Here is a 22,602-nt window from a genome sequence, read left to right on the forward strand (position 1 = left end):
TATGCTGGGAAAAACTGCAGGCGGTCTTTACTGGATGTTCCGCGGGCTTGAACGGGCCGAAAACACCGCACGTCTGATCGAAGCGGGGTTTCGTATTGCCCTGACGCGCTCCACGGATCCAGCATCGGACTGGCGGTCGATCATTGTTGCCGCAGCGCAAAAACAGGGCTTTGACGCAAGGCATCTCGAATACACCAGCCAGAACGTCAGCGATTATTTGCTGCGGGAGCCAAGCAACCCAAGCTCGGTCCTGTCGGTGATCAAGGCAGCGCGAGACAATGCGCGACTTGTCCGCACCGCATTGACCACCGAAGTCTGGATTGCCGTGAACGAAACCTGGATGGTACTGACGGATCTTCTTAAAACACCTGTGTCCGAGGCGGACCTGCCGCAGACGCTTGAGGCGATCCGGCATCAATCTGCCCTTGTGCGCGGGGCCTTGCACGGCACCATGCTGCGTAATGATCCCTATAACTTCTGCCGTCTTGGCACCTTTATCGAACGGGCGGACAGCACCGCGCGGATTGTGAATGTAAAGTATCACGCACTTCTACCATCGCCGTCCTTCGTCGGAAGCAGGCTCGATAATGTGCAATGGGAAATGATCCTGCGCTCGGTCTCGGCGCACCGGTCCTTTCGGCACGCGTTTGACGATGATTTCAACGCTGCCAGCATCGCAGAGTTTCTTTTGCTCGACGAACGCTTCCCCCGTTCACTGGCGTTCTGTGCCTGCAACATCACCTCGAATCTTGCGGCCCTCTGCCCCACCGGAGGCGAGGAAAGTGGCAGCCTGAAGGCAGCGCGTGCCTTGCAGGCACGGTTGCAGCACCGCGACATCGGATCCATCTTCGAAGACGGACTTCACGAGTTCATATCGCAATCGATCATCGATATCGCCGACATCGGTACGAGGATCGAACAAGAATACAGGTTCATCAGTTAGATGCGCATCAAGATCGCCCATAACACCACCTACATCTACGATCATCCCGTCTCCGGCGCCCTGCAACAGGTTCGATTGCAACCTGTCGACGGCCCCCTGCAACAGGTCAGGAACTGGGATATCGATGTGGAGCACGGCAGCGTTGCGGCAAGCTATCGTGACCATCACGGTAACCGCGTCAGCCTGATCTGCGCGGACGAAGGGGCAACCGGGTTGACCATCACCGCCCGCGGCGAGGTGGACACCGAGGACAAAGCCGGGGTTCTTGGCCCTGTCTATGGCCGCGCCCCGCTTTGGTATTTCCAGCAATCCACCGCTTTGACCAAGGCTGGCCCGCTGATCAAAGCGATCGCAGATGGCGTGCCGAACCAAGGGAGCGAGCTGGAAAAGATGCACCTGCTGTCCGCGGCCGTCCTTGGCGCCGTGCCCTATACGCTCAATGAAACCCACACCGAAACCAAGGCGGAAGAGGCTGCGGGTCAGGGCAGCGGTGTCTGCCAGGATCACGCGAATATCTTCATTTCCGCGGCTCGCCTGCTGGGGTTTCCGGCGCGCTACGTCAGCGGGTATCTGGTCATGGACGACCGGATCGATCAGGATGCCAGCCACGCCTGGGCTGAAGCCCATATCACGGGGCTGGGATGGGTCGGCTTTGACGTCTCTAACCAGATCTCACCGGACGAGCGCTATGTGCGGCTTGCCATTGGACGCGACGCCCATGATGCTGCGCCAATCTCAGGCCTGCGGATAGGGCACGGTGAGGAGTCACTCATTGTATCTTTACAGGTGCAGCAGTAAGAAAGTTTCGCGATCTTGATCTGTTGGTGACCCCCTATGACTTACTGCGTGGCGATGCGGCTGAACCATAGCCTTATTTTCATGTCGGATACGCGCACCAATGCGGGTGTCGATAACTTTGCCTCCACGCGCAAGATGTTCACGTTTGGCGTCCCGGGGGAGCGCAGCATAACGATCATGACGGCGGGCAACCTTGCAACCACGCAGGCCCTAATCAGCCTGCTGCGCGAACGTACCGAAGCCGCCGATGAGCGTGATCCCGGAATTCTGAACCAGCCCACCATGTTCCAGGTGGCCCGTCTGGTCGGCTCGACCCTGCGCGAGGTGATTTCCTACAGCACCCCTGAGGGGCAGCAATCGTCGGATGCCTTCAGCGCCTCTGTCATCGTCGGGGGCCAGATCAAAGGCGGCGCGCCCACGGTGTTCCTTGTCTACCCCGAAGGCAATTTCATCGAGATTTCCGAAGACACGCCATTTTTCCAGATTGGTGAAACCAAATACGGAAAACCCATTCTCGTGCGGGCCTTCGGACCGGAAATGTCGACAGAGGACGCGCTGAAGCTTTTGCTGGTTTCATTCGACTCCACCGTCAAATCAAACCTCTCCGTCGCTCCGCCGTTCGATGTGCATGTGTATGACAACGACAGCTTTGATCAGACAAGTATTTCCCGGATTGAAATCGACGATCCGGCCTATCAGGCGATTTCATCGGGCTGGGGACAAGCGCTGAAAGAGGCCTTGGACGGGTTGCCTGCCTACAGTAAGCGCCGCGCGATCGCCCTCGTAGATGTTGTTTTCTGTTTCTTTGAGAAGGAGCCGTCCAGATAAGGAGGGTTCTTATGGATGATATAGTACAAAATTACGTAACTTGTCACAGTGCCGAAGAAGGATATGGCGGACGTATCGATGTTGTGACTGGTCCAACTGGTCGGCGTCGGTGGCCGGAACATGTGAAGGCAGAGCTTGTTCTGGAGAGTTACCGTGATGGCGTTTCGGTTGCAGATGTCGCCCGCAAGCATGGTATCTCCGCGCCCCAGCTTCATTCCTGGCGTCGCGCTGCCCGTGAGGGGGTTTTGGCGATGCCTGATGACGACATCCTTGGCTTGGTGCCTGTTGTCGTTGAAGGGCATGACAGCGACAGTCCTGTCGCCCCTGTGAACGCGAGCGACAGCATTGTTCTGGAGATCGCGGACGTGCGGATCTTGGTGCCAGCAGAATTTGCTCCCGACCATCTTGGGCAGGTTCTTTCTGCCATCAGGGCATCCACATGATCCTGCCAGGAGGGGCGTACCATGTGTATCTGGCAACGCGGCCGATCGACTTCCGGAAGGGGCACGCGGGTTTATCGCTGGTGGTCCAAACGGTTCTGGGGCGTGATCCGTACAGCGGAGCGATTTTTGTTTTTAGATCGAAGCGCAGCGACAGGATCAAGGTTCTGGTTTGGGATCAGACAGGTCTGGTACTGGTTTACAAACATCTGGAAGGGGGCAAATTCCAGTGGCCCCGGCCGGCTGACGGTGTGATCAGGCTGACGCCCGCGCAGTTCGCGGCCCTGTTTGAAGGGTTGGACTGGAAGGCGGTGCGTGCAGAGCGTCGCCGTCAACCCAAGTGCGCTGGATAACATGCGGCGGGGTGACTCATGAGGGCGAATTCTGCAGCGCAAGCGGGCATGGCAGTGTATAATAGGCCATGCCTGCCTCAAGCCAAATCAGCCCTGAATACGTTGCCGATCTCGAGCAGCGATTGGCCCGTGCAGAGGCGGCCAACGCGGCTCTGACCGAGGCCAACGCACGGCTGGAACGGCTTTTGTTCCAGTCCAGGCACGCGCGGTTTGGCTCAAGCTCGGAAAAGGGTGATCCGGATCAGCGTAATCTCTTTGCGGAAGATATCGAGATCGCGGAAGGGCAGTTGGCGGCCGCGGGTGAGGCCGCCGATAAAGCGCTCGGCAAGGCGTCCCGGCACGCGTCTTCCACAAACCGGAATAAAGGGCGGCTGCCGGAGCATCTGGAACGTGTCGAAGAGGTCATCGAACCCGCGAGCACGTCCTGCCCCTGTGGGTGCGGTGAGATGGTTCGGGTCGGGGAAAATCGCACCGAGCGGCTCGATGTCGTGCCAGCCCGGTTCAGGGTCTTGGTCACCGTGCGTCCCAAATACATGTGCCGGGCGTGCAAGGGCACATCCCACGCGCAAGCCCCGGCGCCGGAATTCCTTGTGCCGCGCGGTCTTGGGACAAACCGGTTCGCCATCCATGCTGTCGTATCCAAATTCTGCGACTACCTCCCCTTCTACCGACAAGCCGAGATCTGGCGCCGGGAGGGGATCGAGATCGATCGCACCATGCTGGCCAATTGGGCGGGACGCGTCGCATTCCACCTCGCGCCGCTCATCGACGCCTTGATCGACGACCTGAAAGCGAGTGACTATCTCTTCGCAGACGAGACCACGGTCCCGGTTCTGGCCCCGCGCACGGGAAAAACTCGGAAGGATTATCTCTGGGCCGTGGTCCGCGATCAACGGGGCTGGGGAGGAGGCGATCCGCCAATCGTGGTGTTCCAGCATTCCAGAAGCCGAAGCGCCAAAACCGCTCAAGAGATCTTCCGCGACTTCCAAGGGCGCCAGCTGACCGTTGATGGCTATGCCGGATACGATGTCTTGTGCGATCCGAAGAAAACCAATGACCCTTGGACGATGGCCTATTGCTGGACGCATTGGCGACGCCGGTTCGTCGAATATAGCCGCACGACACACTCCCCGATTTGTCTGGAAATGACCAATCGCATCGCGCAGCTTTATCGGATCGAGGCTGATATCCGCGGCAAAGCGCCAGACGTCCGGCGCGCCGTCCGGCAACAGCTCTCTAAGCCCATCGTGGATGCCCTGCGTCTCTGGCTGGAAGGGCAACTTGACTTGCTCTCTTCCAGCTCGGATCTTGCCCGCCATATCAGGTATGGCCTCAAACGGTGGGTGGGCCTGACCCGGTTCCTTAATGATGGTTGCATCGAGATGGATACGAATGCAGTCGAGAACGCAATTCGCCCGATTCCTCTTACAAGAAAGAATGCACTCTTTGCGGGAAACGACGACGGGGCGGTCACATGGGCAAGCATGGCATCGCTGATCGGCACTTGCAAACTGAACGGCATCAACCCGCAGGCCTATCTGGAAGACGTGCTGGACAAGATATTGAATGGACATATGCAGGACGACATCAAAAGCCTGATGCCATGGAACTTCAAGCCGAACGGGTCAAAGTACTCATGAGTAAGATTAAGGACCTCGAGCGCAGCATCGAGGTGATCGCAGGGCAGGTTACGGCTCAGCAAATGATCATGGAGGGCGTCATCGTTGAAGCCCTGCGCATGAAAGCAATCGACGAAGCGCAAATCATGGCGCTCCTCACTCAGGGCATGAACGTTTTTGAGAGTAACAAAAACATGAACAAGAGCGAGACCTTCGGTGCAATTGGCACCCTGACCAGCATTACTGACACCATCAAACGCATGAAAGACGCGAAGCTGATCGGCTGAGCAACAACGACAACCCAAGTATCGTCAAGACAAAACTCGGAGGGTCATCAGCCGGCGCTTACTGCCTACAAGATCTAAGGCCCCGAACGCCTGAACCCATATTCTGTGCATATTCGCCATCCATAGGGTTCCGGAATGACCTCCAAAACCTGTTCCCGATCACAAGGATTCAGGCGGCCCGTCACCCGTGAATTACAACATGCGCGGCCACAAACCGCGCATCTGCCCCCCTTTCGTGACATTGCTGCGCAATGCACTGCCAAACAGCGATCAAGATTGTTTTGGGGAGGCTCAAGGATCGGCGGCGCGCGCGCACTGATACGACAAAGGCCCGAAGACCCTTCTGTCAGCAACCGCACTCGTCGCAAGCTTTTCTATTGATTATGCGCCCTGCCCCAGCGGCGAGCCACAACCGTCGGCAGGATGCGTGTCAAAATTACAAATACGGCGCCCACATCACGGTAAAAGCGAAAACTCGACTTTACCCAAGAAATTAATCTGAAGCAGTATCGAATCGCTAACGCGGCCTTTTTGCCGCAGCTGTCAATTGCTTAAATCCTACGGCAAATTTCGCAATAAATGACACCACCACGCGTTGATTCAAACCACCCATACGGGAACAAATTTGGCAAAAAGTGGAAAGCCACACCATATTCAGTATGAAGCAGAGGCTGCCTGCACCAATCTCCTTATTTTGTTGAAAATTTTATTAGACTATGGCAGGCTTCTTATCCGGAGGTCGTATAGACAGCTGAACTGGCAAGTTCAAACCGTCGGAAATATCACGCACTTCCATTTCGCATTTATGCCGATTGTTGCTTTTTTCTCTGACACTTCTTGGGGAGGAGTGGATTTGCGTACCAGTATCATGCCGCGTGTCGTTACACGAAATCATAAAGTTATCCTTATTGCCGGCGGGGCCGGTTTTGTAGGATCAAACCTGTGCAGACGTTTAATTGATGAAGGACACGAAATTATCTGCGTCGATAATTTCCAAACTGGAAACAGATGCAACATTGCACCGTTTTTACAGCATCGTCATTTCCGCCTCATCCAGCATGATATCTGTGATCCGTTAGATATATCAGGGCCTGTAGATGAAATTTACAACATGGCCTGTGCTGCCTCACCGGACAGATATCAAGAAGGCCCGGTCCATACCTGCAAAACCTGTTTTCTGGGTGCGCTCAATTTGCTTGAGCTGGCCCGCCGCAAGAAGGCGCGGATATTGCAGTCCTCCACCTCGGAGGTCTATGGCGATCCGGAAATTTCCCTGCAGGATGAAAGCTACCGCGGCTGCGTCAACACCTGCGGCCCCCGCGCCTGCTATGACGAAGGCAAGCGCGTGGCGGAAACATTGTTCTGGGAATATGGCGCCCACAATGGGGTTGAAACGCGGATTGCACGGATCTTCAACACCTATGGTCCCAACATGGACCCCGAAGACGGGCGGGTTGTGTCAAACTTCATCGTGCAGGCCCTGAAAGGCGAGGATCTGACCGTCTATGGCACCGGCTTGCAAACCCGCTCTTTCTGCTACGTGAGCGATCTTGTGGATGGGTTGATCCGTCTGATGGCTTCGGATGAGAAGATGCCCGTGAACCTGGGGAACCCCGGTGAATTCACCATGCTGGAGTTGGCCGAAAAGGTCGTCAAAATGGTGCGGTCGCGGGCAGGTGTCACGTTCCGGCCGCTGCCGCAGGACGATCCCAGACAACGCAAACCCAATATTACCCGCGCCAAGACGATCTTGGGCTGGTCGCCAAAGGTGAACCTCGACGAGGGGCTAGCAGCCACAATCGAGTGGTACCGTGAGCGATTGGCGGCAGATCAGGAAGCGGAGGCACCAGCAGGACAATGACCCAAGCTTCCTCAATCCTTGTTACGGGCGGCGCCGGGTTTATCGGCTCGCATAGCTGCAAGGCCTTGAAAATGGCAGGGTATCTTCCCGTTGTCTTTGACAATCTATCCACCGGGCACGCAGAGGCCGTTCGCTTTGGCCCCTTCGTAAAGGGCGATATACGCGACCAGGATGCGGTTGCGGCCGCGATCTCAAAGCACAAGATCACCGCGATTTTGCATTTTGCAGCCTCCGCCTATGTTGGAGAGAGCGTCCAGCACCCGAACGCCTATTACGACAACAACGTCGGCGGCATGATCTCCTTGCTGAAGGCTGCAAGCGCGAACGGCATCAAGCGGATTGTATTCTCCTCAAGCTGTGCCACCTACGGTGTGCCGGAGACATTGCCGATCATCGAGACAACGCCGCAACGGCCGATCAATCCATATGGCCGGACCAAGCTGATTGGCGAGCAGATGCTGGAAGATCTCGCCCATGTGACGGATCTGACATTTGCCTGCCTGCGCTACTTCAATGCGGCGGGGGCAGATCCCGAAGGCGAGCTGGGCGAGCAACATGATCCCGAAACCCACCTTGTCCCCCTTGCTCTGATGGCAGCGTCGGGGCGACGCGAGGTCCTTTCGATCTTTGGGGATGACTATCCGACACCCGATGGGACCTGCATTCGCGATTATATTCACGTGGCGGATCTGGCCAGGGCGCATGTTCTGGCCCTGCAGCACCTGATGCAGGGAAAGCCATCGATCAAGCTGAACCTCGGCAGCGGCAGGGGGCATTCGATCCTTGAAATCGTGCGCGCCATCGAGGCCAAGACTGGCCGGAAGTTGCCCATCCGGATCGAACCTCGTCGCGCCGGTGATCCGCCGTCGTTGACTGCAGACCCTTCCCGCGCCGCCGAGGTGCTGGGGTTTCGGGCCGAGCTGTCTTCGCTGGACCAGATCATTGAAGATGCGGCCCCGTGGTTCGGGCTGAAATGCAATGTCGCAGCGTGACCCCCGATATCGCAACCTGTCCCGTGTAATCGTGGGACGCAAACGGGTCCTGTTCTGGGCCCTGCTGGGGATATGGGCGGGCGCGACCCTGTGGTTCTGGACCTGGTGGTTCTCGCCTGAGCACATCGCATCACCCTGGCGGTTTGCCCTTGTGACCGGGCTGCTGGGCTGGCTGAGCTTCCTGCAATGCTATTTCGTCTATTTCGCGTTGCGCGCAGTTCGCTCCTGCGCGCCCGATCCAGAGCCTGGGCAATTCCGCGTGGCCATGATCGTGACCAAGACGCCCTCAGAACCGTTCGCGGTTGTGCAGGCCACGCTTGAGGCGATGCTGGCGCAGGATTATCCGCATGACACCTGGCTCGCGGATGAAGACCCCAGCGCCGACACCATAGATTGGTGCGTCCGTCACGGCGTGAAGATTTCCAGCCGCAAAGGAGTGGAAGAGTATCATCAGGCAACCTGGCCAAGGCGCACACGCTGCAAGGAAGGCAATCTTGCCTATTTCTACGATCACTGGGGCTACGCGGAATACGATATCGTAAGCCAGCTAGACTCCGATCACGTGCCGCAACCGGGCTACCTGCGCGAAATGTTGCGCCCCTTTGCAGATGCGGATGTGGGCTATGTCAGCGCCCCATCCATCTGTGCGTCCAACGCCTCCCGGAACTGGGCGGCGCGCACGCGTCTTCACACCGAAGGAGCGTTTCACGGGGTGCTGCAGGCGGGCTATACCGCCGGGTTTGCACCGATGTGTATCGGATCCCACTACGCCGTGCGGACCCGTGCCTTGCAGGAGGCTGGCGGATTGGGGCCTGAGCTGGCCGAGGATCATTCCACAACAATGCTGATCAATGCGGCAGGCTGGCGGGGGGTGCATGCGCTGGATGCGATTGCCATCGGCGACGGCCCGGCAACGGTGGCCGATCTTGCGACCCAAGAGTTCCAGTGGTCCCGCAGCCTGGTGACCCTGTTGCTGGTGCATACGCCGCACTATCTGCGACAATTGCCACTGCGGCTGAAATGGCAGTTCCTGTTCTGTCAGATGCTCTATCCCATCTTCGGCGTGACTTTCTTGCTGATGTACCTGCTGCCCATTTTCGCGGTTGTGTTCGATGTCCGTTACGCGGAAATCACGTTTCCTCAGTACCTGCTCCACGCGGTGCCACAAATCGCGGCCTTGCTGCTGCTGGCAAGCGCCCTGCGGCGGCTGAAGGTTTTCCGCCCCGTGGATGCCCCCCTTATCAGCTGGGAACGGACCCTGTTCCTGATGCTGCAATGGCCCTGGGTATTGTGGGGCTGCATTTCAGCCCTACGAGACAGCCTAACAGGGCGCTTTGTCGATTTCCGGATCACCCCCAAGGGCGATACCGGGCCAACCCGTTTGCCGGTCAAGGTCTGGGCGGTCTATGCGATTCTGGCTTTAGGGTGTATCCTGCCGGTATTGCTGGCGGAACATCTGGAACAGGCGCAGGGTTTTTATCTCCTGACGTTGTTTTCCGGGAGCCTTTATACCGCCACACTGACCGTGACGGTGTTGAGACATTTTTACGAGAACGGATGGCCCGTCAGATTACAGTGGCGGGATGTTGTAGTGCAGACGGGGGTTGTGGCGACCACAGCGACATTGCTGTTCAGCGCCTTTACGATCCGCGCAGCAGAAAGCGCCTATGCCCTGTCGATTGGCCTTGAATCGGTGCAAATCGTCGACGTGCAGGTCAACGTCGCAGGGGCTGGCAGCGCACATCGAGATCCGTTTGGATATAGGTTTAATTTTGACTGGGGTGATGAACGCACCCCAGCGTGGTGACCGAAGAAACCCAGTGCGGTGACCACAGTATAGGAGGACCGGGTCTATGAAACGTTTCAAACCAGTCTCTCGCGCGAGGCGCATACTTGCTGCGATTGCAATCGCGGGATCTCCCCTCATCCTGTCCGCTGCGCCTCTTCCTCCCGGCAACATGCCCTATGGCGCATTTGACCCTGAGGGAGATTATAGCGACGAACCCGATGCGGTGATTGAGCATGTCTTCCTGCCCTGGGAGGACGTGTCGCTGATTTCCCTTCTGGATGCCGATGAATATGCGCTGGAACGCGGGCGCGCCCTGATGGTCACGATCGAACCCTGGACCTGGACCGTGGACGAACGCAACACACCGGAATTTCTGCGCAATGGCATCCTGAATGGCTATTATGACGCCAATATGCGCGGCATCTGCCAGGTGCTCAAGGATCTGCAAAGCCCGATCTCTGTGCGGTGGGCGCATGAAATGGAGCGCAACGAAGGCCAATTCATTTGGTCAGATTGGGATCCGGAAGACTATATCACCTCGTACAAGCGGATGATTGACATCTGCCGTGATCAGGCCCCGGACATCACTGTTGTCTGGTCGCCCGCAGGGGATGACGGGCTGGAGGATTATTACCCCGGTGACGACTACGTTGATATTGTAGGCCTGTCGATTTTCGGTCTCGAGCAATGGGAGATCGATATTCTCGGCGGCGCGCGCAAGTACCAACAGTGGCTGGACGAAACCTATGCTCGTGTAGAAGTTTTCGGCAAGCCGGTCATCGTTGCAGAGCTTGGCTTTGTCGGCAGCGCCGCCTACGTGGCGCAATGGGAAGGGGAAGTTCGGCAACCACAGCCCGACAAACCGCTGTTGTCCGGTGTGGTCTACTTCAACCAGAAAGAGGTCTACCCCTGGCCAGATGGATATGGCTTGCCGGATTGGCGCCTGGAAAACCGAGTGATCGGCGACGATCAGGAGGTTGGCAACTAGCAAAAATTCGCCACTCACAAAGCAGCCACAAATCAACCATTGCTTAACCATAAGCATGCCTTAATTTAGCGCATCAATGGTGGGGAAACCACCGGAGCAAGCTAGGGGCAGCGAGCAATGTTTATGAAGACAGCGACCGATTGGGTGTCTGCGACGCTCAGTGTTGGGTTTATTGTGGCAATCACTGCGATCCCAATGACTGCAGCCGCCGAGGCAGAACAGCAAAGCGTCGAGAATGTTTATGCTTTCAACTGGATGGCCAATGGCAAGAAGGTGAGCAAACGCGAAGCACGTGCACGTCAGGCGGCGCGGCGGGCCTCTTGGATGAGCACGCGCGGCGGGGCCACGTGGATTTGTTCTCCGGCAGGGTTTGGCCAGAAGTCACGTTGCTATCGCGGCTAAAGCCGTGATCGCCGCGATCCCCGGTCGAATCTAGACCAACATCTTTCTAAAAGATGACCTCTCCGCTTTTGCGGAGCAAGTCTGCCGCCGACACGGGAGGTCTGCGGCGCGCGCCACATGCGGTGCACAACCCGGCCAGGCTGCCCCCAGTGGATCTGGCACCCTTTTCTTTCAATCAAGCATCTGTCAGTCCGGGCTCCGGCCCCTGCACATCATCGTTGAGCCAGCAGCGCTCCGATGACCCTGGGCTGCATCACGGTATCCTGACAGGGTTCCGTATCCGGCAAGGTCCGGCAGGCATTCCACAAAGCTTTCAGGGTGCGTGGCCCTGCATACCCGTCTAGGGGGCCAACAGCCTTGCCTTGTTGTTTGAACCTGGATTGCAGGACGAAAATCGCGAAATTCGGGTTGCTGGCAAAGATATCCATGCCGAAGTCGGTGCTCTTCAGGTCTGGTCGACTTTTGAATTCTGCGAGAAATTCGTCATACAGGTCAGACCGCCGCGTGCCCGCCAGCTTCAGGGTAAACTCCAGCCGCTCCCGGTCCGCCTCGTCAAGAAGGTGGGAATAGCGCTCCAGATATCTTGCAGCCTGTTTTGGTGACTTTCTGACATTGAGCCGGTTACCGTCGCGGACAAGCTGGATCAGGAATTTAGCCGCCTCGGGGTTGCCATCCTCTGACGCCTGTTCAAGCATGTCGATCGCATCTGGACCGCTTGCGCGCATATTGATGCCGTATAGCTGTCGCAACGCCTCCAGCTTAGCGATACGGGGTTCACCTGCCGCACGCGCCTTTTCGGCAAAGGTTTCGAATTGCCCGCGCCGGTCCTTTCCAAGGTATCCGAACATCGCCCCCTCAGCCAGGGTCGCCCAGGCCGCGCCAGTGCCCAGCTCCCCGCTTTGGATCAGCAGGGCCTTTGCGGTCTTGCGGTCTGTCTGACGCCACATCATATCCGCGCCAAGTTGGAGCAGGCCTTCGCCATTGCCCGCCATTGCCGCATCTTTGAAAAGCGCGGTCGCGCGGGGCCGGTCCTTGGGTAGGTCGCCACCAAAGAACAATAAAGTGCCCAGAGCCACCTTGGCCTCAGCATCGCCAATATCCACGGCGCGTTCCAGCAACTGCACACCGGTGGCCAGATCTTGCTCAATGATCCGGCCACTGATGAGTTGTTCCCCCAGGATGCGCATTGCATCCGGGCTTCCCTTCTGCGCTGCCAAGCTCAGATAGTCGCGCGCCTTGCCCGGGTCAGCAGGTGTTCCCAGGCCCCACAAAAGCGCCTGCCCCAGCGTTTCTTCTGCGAGCAGATTGCCCTTGTCAGCGGCCGTGCGCAGCAGGCGCACTCCCCTTTCAGGGTCCGCCTCGACATAATAGCCATCGAGCAGGACTTTGCCCAACACCGCTTGCGCTGCCGTGTGATCGGCCGCCGCTGCCTGTGAAATCAGCGCCATCCCCCGATCCTTGTCCTGGGGCAGTCCCCTGTTGCCATAAAGGAGGATTTCACCAAGCTGGAGTTGAGCGTCAACGGCGCCCGGGTCTGCGACAGCCTCTTGCAAGGCGTCAAACTCAGTTGTTTGGGCGTGAATGGCTGGCCCGGTGGCGCTGAGAATTACAACAAGACCGATGCCAATTCGTTTCAATAGAGGAGGACGTACGGACATTTCCCTTCCCTCACTATTTACCCTTTTATTAGACGCCTTTGAGGCCGCCTTTGTCAAATGAATCCAGATCCGGCAAATGTATGATCCTATGGTAGCGGGAGACACGCGCCGCTCTATTGGCTTTTCTAAACGGTTCAATTTCACAGCCCTGCGCAGAGGCGCAGAGGCGATCCAAACTCAACTGCTTTAGCAATGGTATGAGGCTGAATGAATTACCGGGCCGCATCCTACCCAAATACAGAATGCTCAGGCGACACCAAATTTATAGTGCGCTAGTTTTCCCGGCTGGAAACGCGCAGGGCTTCCAGCTGGCTGAGGGTCCGGTCAAATGCCTGCCCCGTCGGGGTCAGGGTCAAATCGTCATTGACGAGGTTCAGATGCGGAGTGTGGCCATTCCAAGTGTAGGGATTGGCGGCGAACCAAGCATGTCTTTCCACGAATGGCAGGCCTTCCATCATGCGCATGGCATCTTCAACGAATTTGGCATTTTTCCGATAGGTCGCGGATCCGGGTCGGTGCCAGTCAACATAAGCAAATTCGGTTACCCAGATCGGGCGATTGTATTCCGCGTGAACAGCTGTCAGCCAGTCGCGAAATTCCCTCACGCTACCGTTGGTGGAATAGTAGTGCACCGCCATAAAATCGACACGCAGCCCGCGCGCCTCGACTTGGTTCATGAAGCGGCGTTGCCACGAGTTTTTCCCCAGCGTTCCGCCCTGTGTGGTGGCCGGGCTGCCTAGGCGCAGACCACGCCGTTCCAGCTTGGGCCACAATGCGGCCGCGCGTGCAACGGACAGTCTGCGTTCGCCGTCCGGTTCGTTGAACCCCAGCAGATGCCGTACGGGCAAATCTGATTGTATTGGCTTGTTCACATCCGACACGTTGTGGATCATGGGCACGAATTCCACACTGCGTCGGTGGCGGCGGCTGGTATACATCTGATCGGGTCGCCAGTTGTAATACCACCCGAGCGCCGGCGTATCTTCCAGCCATTTCAACATGGTATAGCTGGAATTTTCCCAGGCTCCGACCCCTGCCTTCTCAGCCTGCGCTGATCCAACAATCATCATGGCCATAAGTGTCGCAAACACATAGCGCAGCATGAACCCGCCTCTCCAAGTTGCTGTCAACTCAAGCCGCCTGACGCGACTTGGGGTTCAGGCGGTCTAACGCGTTAGAACGGCCATTCTTGGGCAAGAAGTGGGTATAAATTGTTAACTGTGACGCTCGTTTTCTCTCGTACATTCCTATTTTTACTTACTTTTTTAGGAGAATACTGAAGGGTTTCTTGCCGGGATGAGAATTTCGATCCCGTTTCACAACCCCTTGGACCCGTTTTGGCCCATCTCATCTGCCTCATTGCCGCTGTGAAGCCTTGTCGCACGGAAAAGGGTCTTAGCCCAGTTCCCCGAGACCAGGACTGAATGGTTCCTTGGCTGCTGTGACAGGTAAGCAGCACCACCGCGAGGCAAACGCCTATTCGGCTTCGGATACGTCGCCTCTTTCGGCGCCCCGATATCCCGCCAGTCAGGCAGACCATCTTGAAGGCGCGCTGGCGGCAATCATCGACTTGGTTCAAAACGCAAAAAGCCCTTCTGTGGAAGGGCTTGATGAGAACACGCATGAGTATCCAATTAAGGTTGGTTGCGGGAGCCTGCTGCCGTCGCCATCTACCTCAACCATCCTGCCATGTTTGATCCCATTTGGTGTGAAGGAAGCGGATTGTTCAAAGTTGGAACCCGTGGTCAAATTGTGCCCCGGTGGACTTCGCTACATTGTCCTGAGAGCTAAAAGGTATTTTCGACCTGCTCTTCATCGCAGACTATGCCGGTCACAATGTCTTCCTGTGCAACCCCACAATACTCGTGATGCATCCTAATTCTGCTAGAGCACTGCGACATTCCAGAACAGGCATTCCAGAATAATAGACCGAAGTATTTACCCCGGCCCATCTGTTTACTTGCACTTTGAAGGACCAAATCAGTTTCAGGCTTCACTCAGGCGCACGGTGAGCTCCTCCAGGAACTCCAAGCAATCCTCTATCTGGCTGATCTCGACGAATTCATTGGGCTTGTGCGCTTGTTCGATCGAACCGGGCCCCACAATGACAGAGGGGATACCGCCGATCTGTTCGAACACGCCCCCTTCGGAGCCGTAAGATACCTTACCGCCATATTCGGGCATCAGATCCGCCAGCGCGCGAAAACCGGCGCTGTTGCGGGCATCGTTCATCGCCGGATAGGCAAAGATGCGACTGAACGCGATGCCGCACCCGGGCGCACGCGCTTGCATTTCGGCGTTGATTTCACCGGCGCTTTCAATCAGCGCCGCCATCTCTCCCTCCGGGTCATTCTCCCCGATCGAACGCAACTCGAAGGTAAAGCTGCAATGATCCGGGGTCACGTTGGTGGCCACTCCACCCGAGATCATGGTCGCCAGCAAGGTCGCATGAGGCACGGTGAACTCTCCGTCAAACGGCCCCTCGGTCTCGTACGCTGCGGCCCGTTCGGTAATCAGCTGCAACACCCTGCCGGCGTATTCCACCGCGTTCACATGGCGCGGGGAGAAGGACGAATGCCCCGAGGTGCCGGTAACAGTGGCTCGCATGGCGATCTTGCCCTTCTGGCCAGTGACCAGCTTCATGTCAGAGGGTTCGCCAATGATGGCAAACTCCGGCGGCACCGGCAGCGCGGCCAGATGGCGGGCGATATCCGGCGCGCCAAGGCAACCGACTTCCTCGTCATAGGAAAAGCACAGGTACAGCGGACGCTTCAGATCTGCTGCAGCAAAGGCAGGCGCGGCGGCCATGACACAGGCCGCGAAACCCTTCATATCGCAGGCGCCGCGACCGTAAAGGCGCCCATCACGCTCATCCATGGAAAAGGGCGGCGTGAGCCAGGTCTCCTCATTGGCAGGAACCACATCGGTATGACCAGACAGCACAACCCCCGGCTGGTCTTCGGGGCCGAACCGGGCCACCAGGTTCAGTTTCTGCCCGCTCTCGTCCGGCAAAAGGGTGATCTCCGCCCCCAACTTCCGGAAATGGACCGCCATATGTTCGATCAGGGGCCGGTTCGGATTTTTAGACACGGTATCAAATCCGATCAGCGCCCGCAGGTGCTCTTTGGCCTGCTCCAGTTGTGGATGGCTTGGGGCGATGGCTCGCGCTGGCTGGCTCATGAGATCAGGGCCTTTCGTTCTTTGGATTTCTGGATTTCGCGGCGCACGGTCAGGCCCACCACAAAAACAATCAGGGCAGCAAACACCCAGGTGATCGGGGAGGACAGTAGAATGCCCGGCTCTCCGCGCGAAAGCGCCAGCGCACGGCGCAGGTTCTCTTCGATCATCGGTCCCAGAATAAAGGCGATGAGGAAGGGAGCAGCCGGGATATTCAGCAGGAACATGGCAAAGCCCACGCAGCCCATCACCAGGAGTACCGTAACGTCGAACATGCTGGACGAGATCGAATAGATCCCGAACAGGCACAAAAGAAGCACCGTCGGCGTCAGCAGGGTCTGCGGAATATGTGCAACATAAGAGAACATCCGCATCGTCAGCTTGCCTGCCCCGAACAGCAACACCGAGGAGAACAGCATGCCGATGAACAGCATGTAGATCTCGTGCATGTTGGTCTGGAACAGCAGCGGCCCGGGGGTCAGGCCCTGGATCATGAAGGCTCCGAGCATCACGCCGGTGATCACATCACCGGGCACGCCCAGCGCCAGGAGCGGGATCATGGTCGCCCCGCAGGCACCGTTGTTGGCGCTTTCGGAGGCTGCAATGCCTTCCAGCTCTCCCTTGCCGAAGTTCTTGCCGTTTTTCGAACTCCGCTGCGCTTCGCCATAAGAGAAGAACGCCGCAGCCGAAGGGCCGATGCCCGGGATCGCCCCCATGATCACACCAATGGAACTGCCGCGCAGGATCGACTTCAGCGAGCTGAGGAATTCCGCGCGACTGACCTTCTGATCACCCAGCTTAGCGGTCTCCTGATCGGGGGCCGCCCGCATGACGATCATCTTGATCAACTCGGGCAGGGCAAACAGACCGATCAGAACAGGCGCCACCGACAGTCCCGCCTGCATGTCATCGGTAAAGGCAAAGCGGAAGGAACCGTACATATCCTCTCCCGCAGTGGCCAGAAGCAGGCCCATGGCGGCTGAAACCAATCCCAACAGCAGCGAATTTCCCGACACCCCGGCAACCGTGGTGAGGGCAAATAGCATCAGCATAAAATATTCCGGGGGCCCCACGTGCAGCGCAAGCATCGCCAGCGGCGCGGCAAGGAAAATCAGCGACAGGTTGGAAATGAAATCGCCGGTAACCGACGAGTAGAGCGCCATGTTCAGCGCCTTGCCCGCCTTTCCCTGCTGCGCCAGCGGATATCCATCCAGCGCGGTGCAGGCGGCCGAGGCGGTGCCCGGCGTCTTGATCAGGATAGCCGAAACCGAGCCGCCATAAGTCGACCCCTTGTAAAGTGCCACCAGCAGCAGGATCGAGGGGACCGGCGCCATGTAGAAGGTAAAGGGCAACGCCAGCGTAACCGCCATGGTACCAGTCATGCCCGGTATGGCGCCGATGATCACACCGCCCCAGATACCTGCGACCATGATCAGGAGGTTTTCAAGCGTGGCGACCGCCTGCAACGCGATCAGAATGTCATTCATCATGGTGTCAGTCCCTTCAGATCCCGATCGCCGTCGTCAGCATCCCTTTGGGAAACTGCGTGCCCAGCGCCTGCTGGAAAAATGTCAGAAGGAGGAGCGGTCCGAGGATGGAAATCGCCAGCGCCCACAGGACGTGACCGCGTTCACCGGTGAGCAGGATGCACAGTCCCGTCAGAGCCATTGCCGCAATGGGAAATCCGGCCAGCGGCACCACCAGAACAAAGCCCGCAAAGGCAGCAGCGGCGCCCAGCGCCCGAAGCACCATGGTGGCAACAGGAGCACCATCGGTCTCGATCAACTCCTCGTTTGGCAGGCCGCGTCCCAGAACTGCCTGTACAATGGCCAGCAGGCCGAGACCGGTTCCGATAAGTGCCACCGTACGCGGCCACATATCGGGCGGAGGGGCAAATCCGGGAATGAATGCGGGGCGCGGCACATAGACCGGGATCAGCACGGCGGCCACAAGGGCAAAAAAGGCTGCGATCAAAAGGCCGCGAAAGAGAGGTTTGGTCATCGCTCGATCTTTCGCTGTAGGAGGAACAGCCCCGCCCGCCCGAATGGAACGGGGCCGCTCCGGTCTTGTGAGTGAAAGCGCTGGAGGCTTATTCGGCGGGCAGGTAGCCGAACTTTTTCGCCAGGCCGTTGAACAGTTCGTACTGCGCCTTGGCATAGGCGGGCATGTCCACGGCGCCCACCGTCGAGATTGACCCGCGGCGTTCGGCCAGCGTCAGCCAAGTCTCATCTGTAGCCACTTGGCCCAGCACGTCCTGCCATTTGGCAATCACGTCTTCCGGCAGGTCCTTGGGTGCATAGAGCGCGCTCCAGCCGGTGACTTGACCAGCCTGCTCGTATCCCAGCTCAGCCGCGGTCGGGACCTCGGGCAGCTTGTCCATACGCTTGGGAGCAAAGACCATCAGCGGCTTCATGCTTCCGCTCTCGATATGCGGCATCAGCGAACCCGCCGAGATCGCCAGAAAGTCCACGTGACCGCCCAGCAACGCGGTCGCCAGTGCTCCGCCACCCTTGTAAGGCACCAAGGTCGCAGCAGTCAGCGGATCCAGACCAGCATCCGACAGCAGCGATTGCACGGTGAACCCATCGATTGCGGTCGCGCCGGAGGCCGCATAGGCCATGCGGCCCTCGGACTCTTTTACCGCGGCAACCAGATCTTCCGCGCTGTCATAGGCGGCATCGCCCTTCACCGCGAGGATCATCGGCGTAGCTTCCAGGCTACCCACGAAGGTGTACGCGTCCCAATCGACCGAAGCCTGCGGGTTCACGGCCGGGGTCAGCGCCATACCAACGCGGGCCAGCAGCATCGTGTATCCGTCCGCATCCGCTTCGGAAACGAACCGCGCGCCGTTCATGCCGCCTGCGCCAGGCTTGTTCACCACGGTCACCGGCTGTCCCAGATAGGGCTTTGCACTTTCGGAAAGGGCACGGCCTGCCAGATCGGAGGCACCGCCGGGGCCATAGGGAACCACCAGGGTCACGGCCTTTTCGGGATAGTCAGCTGCCATGGCAGCGCCAGCGACCATCGAGACGGCCAGAGCAAAGCCTGAGATGAATTTTTTCATGGTATCCTCCCACAAAGCGGCCGGGAGCCCGACCGGAGTTTACGATGGGGATCCTGTTCCACAGTATTCAAATATTGACAAGGATCACCTCTAGTATGCAAAAATTACATACTGAGGGGAGCAACAAGATGATCAAAGTGCGAGAACTCGAGGCTTTTGATGCTTTCATGCGTCTCGGCAGCGTGCAGACTGCTGGTGAATTCTTGGGGCTGGGTCAGCCAGCCGTCAGCCGCCTGCTTAGTGCTCTTGAAGAGCACGTGGGATTTCCTCTTTTTCTCAGGAAACGCAACCGCTTGGCCCCAACACCCGAGGCCTTTCAATATCACATGACGGTGCAGCGTGCCCTCGCCGCCATGCGCGACATTGAAGAGGAAGCAGCCGCTATCGCGAATAAGCAACTCGGCCATCTGGTGATCGCCGCCCAACCAGTATTCTGCGATACGTTTCTGCTGGATGCCATCGCCGTATTCAGCCGCAGTCACCCCGGTGTCAGCATCCGCCTGGTCGATGTCGGAATGGAGGAAATGATGCGCATGATCGCCGAACGCAGTTGCGATCTGGCGCTGGGGATCACCCTGGAGGCCGAATCTTTTGGCGCCACGGTACGCACGCTGGCCCGCTGCGAAGCGCGCTGCATCCTGCCGGTGGATCACCCTTTGAATCAGCCGGGTGAAATCCCCCTGCCCCGCCTGCGGCGCGAGAGCTTTGTCGATCTGGCCCCGGGCAGCCCACTGCGCACCCGGGTCGATTACCTCATGCAGACCATCGACGTGCAGCGGAACATCACCGCCGAGATGCGCAACCTGCGCGGTGTGGTCAAACTCGTGGAAATGGGATTAGGACTCGCCATCGTTGATCCCGTGGCCTGCCGCCTGTTGGATCCGGCCCAGGTGGTTGACCGCCCGCTCCTGCCCTCCATCGCTTGGGACATCGCCCAATTCACCCCCCGCGACCGCCCGCTCAGCGCGGTGGGCCAGGCGTTTTCTGACGTGATCGCCACCGAAATCGCGCGCCTGCGTAGCCAAGGCTTGGTGCTTTGAGCGTAAGCGTTGCATCTGCCCCCGACAACGGCATCTAGCTACCACACCCGATGGCTGTCATATTGGCGCTCAGCGCCAATATGAAACTGGATATGCTAGACTTTCTCAGCCCAAAGCGGCCCCGTGCCTCATGACCACTCAAGCAGTGTCAGCCCATGCATTTCCGGGTGGCAAGTGGACATTCTCTGCGGTTGCGAGAGGATCGAACGGCCGGTTTGGGCCGCAGGGGGTCAATGTATCGTGTCTGGAGCGTCGATCCCTCCTCTGCGTCGGCGCAGGTCCGCTTCGAGCCCATTTCGACCTTGCCCTACTAGTGCGCCGCCTTTGAATCGTCTGGCGCGAACCGGACCTTCGATCAATGCTAAGCAAAAAGTTGCCACTGCGACTAGAAAGTTTGTTGGCTCCGCCGGATCTCGAGTGCGCTCGAGGCGCGCGCGTTCGTCGGTGAGGAGATTTTTCAAAATGCCCATTTTAGACCGCAGAACCTTTGTCCGTGCCAGTATTGCTGGTGCAACGGCACTAACGCCCGTGGGGCGGGTCATGGCGCAGACGGGGTCGCTTCAGGACGTCGGAAGCCTCTTCGTGGCTTCGCCAAAGGCTACCATCTATACTGCTCGAGAAATCGTAACGCTCGACCCGGCACGGCCCGTCGCGGAAGCGGTCGCAGTCGTGGACGGGCGCATCCTCTGGGTTGGCAGCCTTGAGGATACAGTCGCGATCCTCGGCGATCAGTCCTACGAGGTCGACACGACCTTCGCCGATCACGTGATTGTTCCGGGCTTCGTGTCCCAGCACGATCACCCGGTTCTGGCCGCGCTCAGCATGTCGTCCGAGATCCTGTCGATCGAGGACTGGGTCCTGCCGACGGGGACGGTCCCTGCCGTGAAGGACAAGCAGGACTTCATCGATCGGCTGACTGCCGCTGTGGCTGCGCGGTCCGATCCCGACGAACCTGTACTGACCTGGGGCTACCATCCTTCCTTTTACGGACCTCTGACGCGGGCCGAACTCGATGCTATCAGCACGACCCGGCCGATCCTCGTCTGGGGGCGTTCCTGCCACGAGTTCTTCCTCAACACCGCCACGTTGGAACGCGGCGGTCTCACGCAGGAGGCATACGACGCCTTTTCCGCCTCGGCCGGGGAGCAGAGCAGCTTCGAGGACGGCCATTTCTGGGAACAGGGGATGTTCGCCGTTCTGCCGTACATCGCCACCATGGCTGCCAGTCCCGAACGGCTTCAGGCGGGGCTGGAAATCGTAAGGGACTACATGCATTCGAAGGGCATCACGATCGGCAACGAACCCGGCGGCATCCTTTCCAGGCCGGTGCAGGACGGTGTGAATGCTGTCTTCTCTAGCCCCGACATGCCATTCCGCTGGTCCTTCATGCCCGACGGCAAGAGCCTCGTCGGGATGTACGACGATGACGCACAGGTCATCGCCGAGACCGAAAAGCTCGCCTCCTGGTACGGCGGCATGACGAGCACGACATCGAAGCAAGCGAAGCTGTTCGCCGATGGGGCCATCTATTCCCAACGCATGCAGGTGCGCGAGCCCTACCTGGACGGTCACAGCGGCGAGTGGATGATGGACAGGGACGTCTTCGAGCGCGCCTTCCGCATTTACTGGGATGCGGGGTACCAGATCCACATTCACGTGAACGGCGACGAGGGCCTCAACCGCGTCCTCGACACGCTCGAGGCCAACCTGCGGCGCAACCCGCGCTATGACCACCGCACGGTGATCGCCCATTTCGCGGTGAGCGGCGCCGACCAGGTGTCCCGCATCAAAAAGCTCGGAGCGATCGTCAGCGGCAATCCCTACTATGTCACGGCGTTGTCCGATCAGTATGGCGAGGTCGGGCTCGGCCCCGAACGCGCGAACGAGATGGTGCGTCTCGGCGACCTCTCGCGCGCGGGTGTCCGGTGGTCGCTTCATTCCGACATGCCGATGGCGCCGGCGGATCCGTTATTCCTGATGTGGTGCGCCGTGAACCGTCTCACCACCTCGGGCCGCGTCGCTGGCTCCGATCAGCGGGTGACGGTCGAGGAGGCGCTGCGCGGCGTCACCATCGAGGCTGCCTATTCGCTGAAGCTGGAAGACGAGATCGGGACCATTTCTCCCGGCAAGCGCGCGAACCTGACGATCCTCGATGCGAATCCTCTTTCGGTCGATGCAATGGAAATCCGCAATATCGGCGTCTGGGGCACGGTCATGGAAGGGCGCATGCTTCCCGCAGGAGAGCCAGAGCGGAAGGCCTCGCTCGAACTGCCGGGAGGACCGCAAGTCAAACAGGAATTCACGGAGGCCGCCCTCCATCATGCGCTGACGGTCGCCCATGGCGTGCATTGATCCAAATCTGC

The 22,602-nt window shown here is 58.6% G+C and carries 20 protein-coding genes; 14 read left to right on the forward strand and 6 right to left on the reverse strand.

Annotated features, from left to right (window positions below):
- Position 1 precedes the first annotated feature (1 nt).
- The 12 genes from AC5SSZ_RS11910 to AC5SSZ_RS11965 all read left to right on the forward strand — a co-directional run bounded on the left by AC5SSZ_RS11910 (position 2) and on the right by AC5SSZ_RS11965 (position 11,300).
- Entirely contained in the window at positions 2–943 is a 942-nt protein-coding gene (locus tag AC5SSZ_RS11910; RefSeq protein ID WP_065272804.1) for an alpha-E domain-containing protein, read from the forward strand.
- Entirely contained in the window at positions 944–1,741 is a 798-nt protein-coding gene (locus AC5SSZ_RS11915; RefSeq protein WP_274830222.1) for a transglutaminase family protein, read from the forward strand.
- Between the two features lie 36 nt (positions 1,742–1,777).
- Positions 1,778–2,569 carry a proteasome-type protease gene (locus tag AC5SSZ_RS11920; protein ID WP_495438290.1) on the forward strand — a complete coding sequence of 264 codons (792 nt, stop codon included), beginning with the start codon at positions 1,778–1,780 and terminating at the stop codon, positions 2,567–2,569.
- Positions 2,570–2,580: 11 nt separating this feature from the next.
- Positions 2,581–3,012: an IS66-like element accessory protein TnpA gene (gene tnpA / locus AC5SSZ_RS11925; protein ID WP_495437897.1), complete on the forward strand. Its 432-nt coding sequence runs from the start codon at positions 2,581–2,583 to the stop codon at positions 3,010–3,012.
- Positions 3,009–3,362, forward strand: a complete 354-nt coding sequence (gene tnpB, locus AC5SSZ_RS11930; protein ID WP_495437894.1) for an IS66 family insertion sequence element accessory protein TnpB — start codon at positions 3,009–3,011, stop codon at positions 3,360–3,362. The genes tnpA and tnpB overlap by 4 nt, the downstream gene beginning before the upstream one ends.
- A 68-nt stretch (positions 3,363–3,430) precedes the next feature.
- Positions 3,431–5,002, forward strand: a complete 1,572-nt coding sequence (gene tnpC / locus AC5SSZ_RS11935; RefSeq protein ID WP_495437891.1) for an IS66 family transposase — start codon at positions 3,431–3,433, stop codon at positions 5,000–5,002.
- Positions 4,966–5,268: a hypothetical protein gene (locus AC5SSZ_RS11940; protein ID WP_495437889.1), complete on the forward strand. Its 303-nt coding sequence runs from the start codon at positions 4,966–4,968 to the stop codon at positions 5,266–5,268. Before tnpC ends, AC5SSZ_RS11940 begins: the two co-directional genes overlap by 37 nt.
- A gap of 868 nt (positions 5,269–6,136) precedes the next feature.
- Positions 6,137–7,129, forward strand: a complete 993-nt coding sequence (locus AC5SSZ_RS11945) for a UDP-glucuronic acid decarboxylase family protein (protein ID WP_274833018.1) — start codon at positions 6,137–6,139, stop codon at positions 7,127–7,129.
- Positions 7,126–8,121, forward strand: a complete 996-nt coding sequence (gene galE / locus AC5SSZ_RS11950) for a UDP-glucose 4-epimerase GalE (RefSeq protein WP_495438291.1) — start codon at positions 7,126–7,128, stop codon at positions 8,119–8,121. Before AC5SSZ_RS11945 ends, galE begins: the two co-directional genes overlap by 4 nt.
- On the forward strand, positions 8,108–9,928 hold the full coding sequence (locus AC5SSZ_RS11955) for a glycosyltransferase family 2 protein (protein WP_495438292.1): 1,821 nt from the start codon (positions 8,108–8,110) through the stop codon (positions 9,926–9,928). The genes galE and AC5SSZ_RS11955 overlap by 14 nt, the downstream gene beginning before the upstream one ends.
- A 46-nt stretch (positions 9,929–9,974) precedes the next feature.
- Complete coding sequence (locus tag AC5SSZ_RS11960; protein ID WP_065272798.1) at positions 9,975–10,898, forward strand: glycoside hydrolase family 26 protein; 924 nt, start codon at positions 9,975–9,977, stop codon at positions 10,896–10,898.
- A 123-nt stretch (positions 10,899–11,021) separates the two neighbouring features.
- Complete coding sequence (locus AC5SSZ_RS11965; RefSeq protein WP_065272797.1) at positions 11,022–11,300, forward strand: hypothetical protein; 279 nt, start codon at positions 11,022–11,024, stop codon at positions 11,298–11,300.
- 212 nt (positions 11,301–11,512) lie between these two features.
- On the opposite strand, the gene AC5SSZ_RS11970 is transcribed toward AC5SSZ_RS11965, so the two are convergent.
- The 6 genes from AC5SSZ_RS11970 to AC5SSZ_RS11995 all read right to left on the reverse strand — a co-directional run bounded on the left by AC5SSZ_RS11970 (position 11,513) and on the right by AC5SSZ_RS11995 (position 19,199).
- On the reverse strand, positions 11,513–13,096 hold the full coding sequence (locus tag AC5SSZ_RS11970; protein ID WP_495438293.1) for a tetratricopeptide repeat protein: 1,584 nt from the start codon (positions 13,094–13,096) through the stop codon (positions 11,513–11,515).
- 134 nt (positions 13,097–13,230) lie between these two features.
- The gene (locus AC5SSZ_RS11975; protein ID WP_065272795.1) at positions 13,231–14,061 is read right to left on the reverse strand and encodes a glycosyl hydrolase; all 831 of its coding nucleotides are present in this window, start codon (positions 14,059–14,061) and stop codon (positions 13,231–13,233) included.
- 883 nt (positions 14,062–14,944) lie between these two features.
- On the reverse strand, positions 14,945–16,138 hold the full coding sequence (argE, locus tag AC5SSZ_RS11980; RefSeq protein WP_495438294.1) for an acetylornithine deacetylase: 1,194 nt from the start codon (positions 16,136–16,138) through the stop codon (positions 14,945–14,947).
- Positions 16,135–17,625: a tripartite tricarboxylate transporter permease gene (locus AC5SSZ_RS11985; RefSeq protein ID WP_274835138.1), complete on the reverse strand. Its 1,491-nt coding sequence runs from the start codon at positions 17,623–17,625 to the stop codon at positions 16,135–16,137. Before AC5SSZ_RS11985 ends, argE begins: the two co-directional genes overlap by 4 nt.
- A gap of 13 nt (positions 17,626–17,638) precedes the next feature.
- Positions 17,639–18,136 carry a tripartite tricarboxylate transporter TctB family protein gene (locus AC5SSZ_RS11990; protein ID WP_274837844.1) on the reverse strand — a complete coding sequence of 166 codons (498 nt, stop codon included), beginning with the start codon at positions 18,134–18,136 and terminating at the stop codon, positions 17,639–17,641.
- Between the two features lie 88 nt (positions 18,137–18,224).
- Positions 18,225–19,199 carry a Bug family tripartite tricarboxylate transporter substrate binding protein gene (locus tag AC5SSZ_RS11995; protein WP_274835140.1) on the reverse strand — a complete coding sequence of 325 codons (975 nt, stop codon included), beginning with the start codon at positions 19,197–19,199 and terminating at the stop codon, positions 18,225–18,227.
- 44 nt (positions 19,200–19,243) lie between these two features.
- On the opposite strand from AC5SSZ_RS11995, the gene AC5SSZ_RS12000 reads away from it, so the two are divergent.
- Together AC5SSZ_RS12000 and AC5SSZ_RS12005 are read left to right on the forward strand one after the other, a co-directional pair.
- The gene (locus AC5SSZ_RS12000; protein ID WP_495438295.1) at positions 19,244–20,239 is read left to right on the forward strand and encodes a LysR family transcriptional regulator; all 996 of its coding nucleotides are present in this window, start codon (positions 19,244–19,246) and stop codon (positions 20,237–20,239) included.
- A gap of 462 nt (positions 20,240–20,701) precedes the next feature.
- Positions 20,702–22,591 carry an amidohydrolase gene (locus AC5SSZ_RS12005; RefSeq protein WP_495438296.1) on the forward strand — a complete coding sequence of 630 codons (1,890 nt, stop codon included), beginning with the start codon at positions 20,702–20,704 and terminating at the stop codon, positions 22,589–22,591.
- Positions 22,592–22,602 lie beyond the last annotated feature (11 nt).

This window comes from Phaeobacter sp. CC-HEC084 (assembly GCF_059429255.1).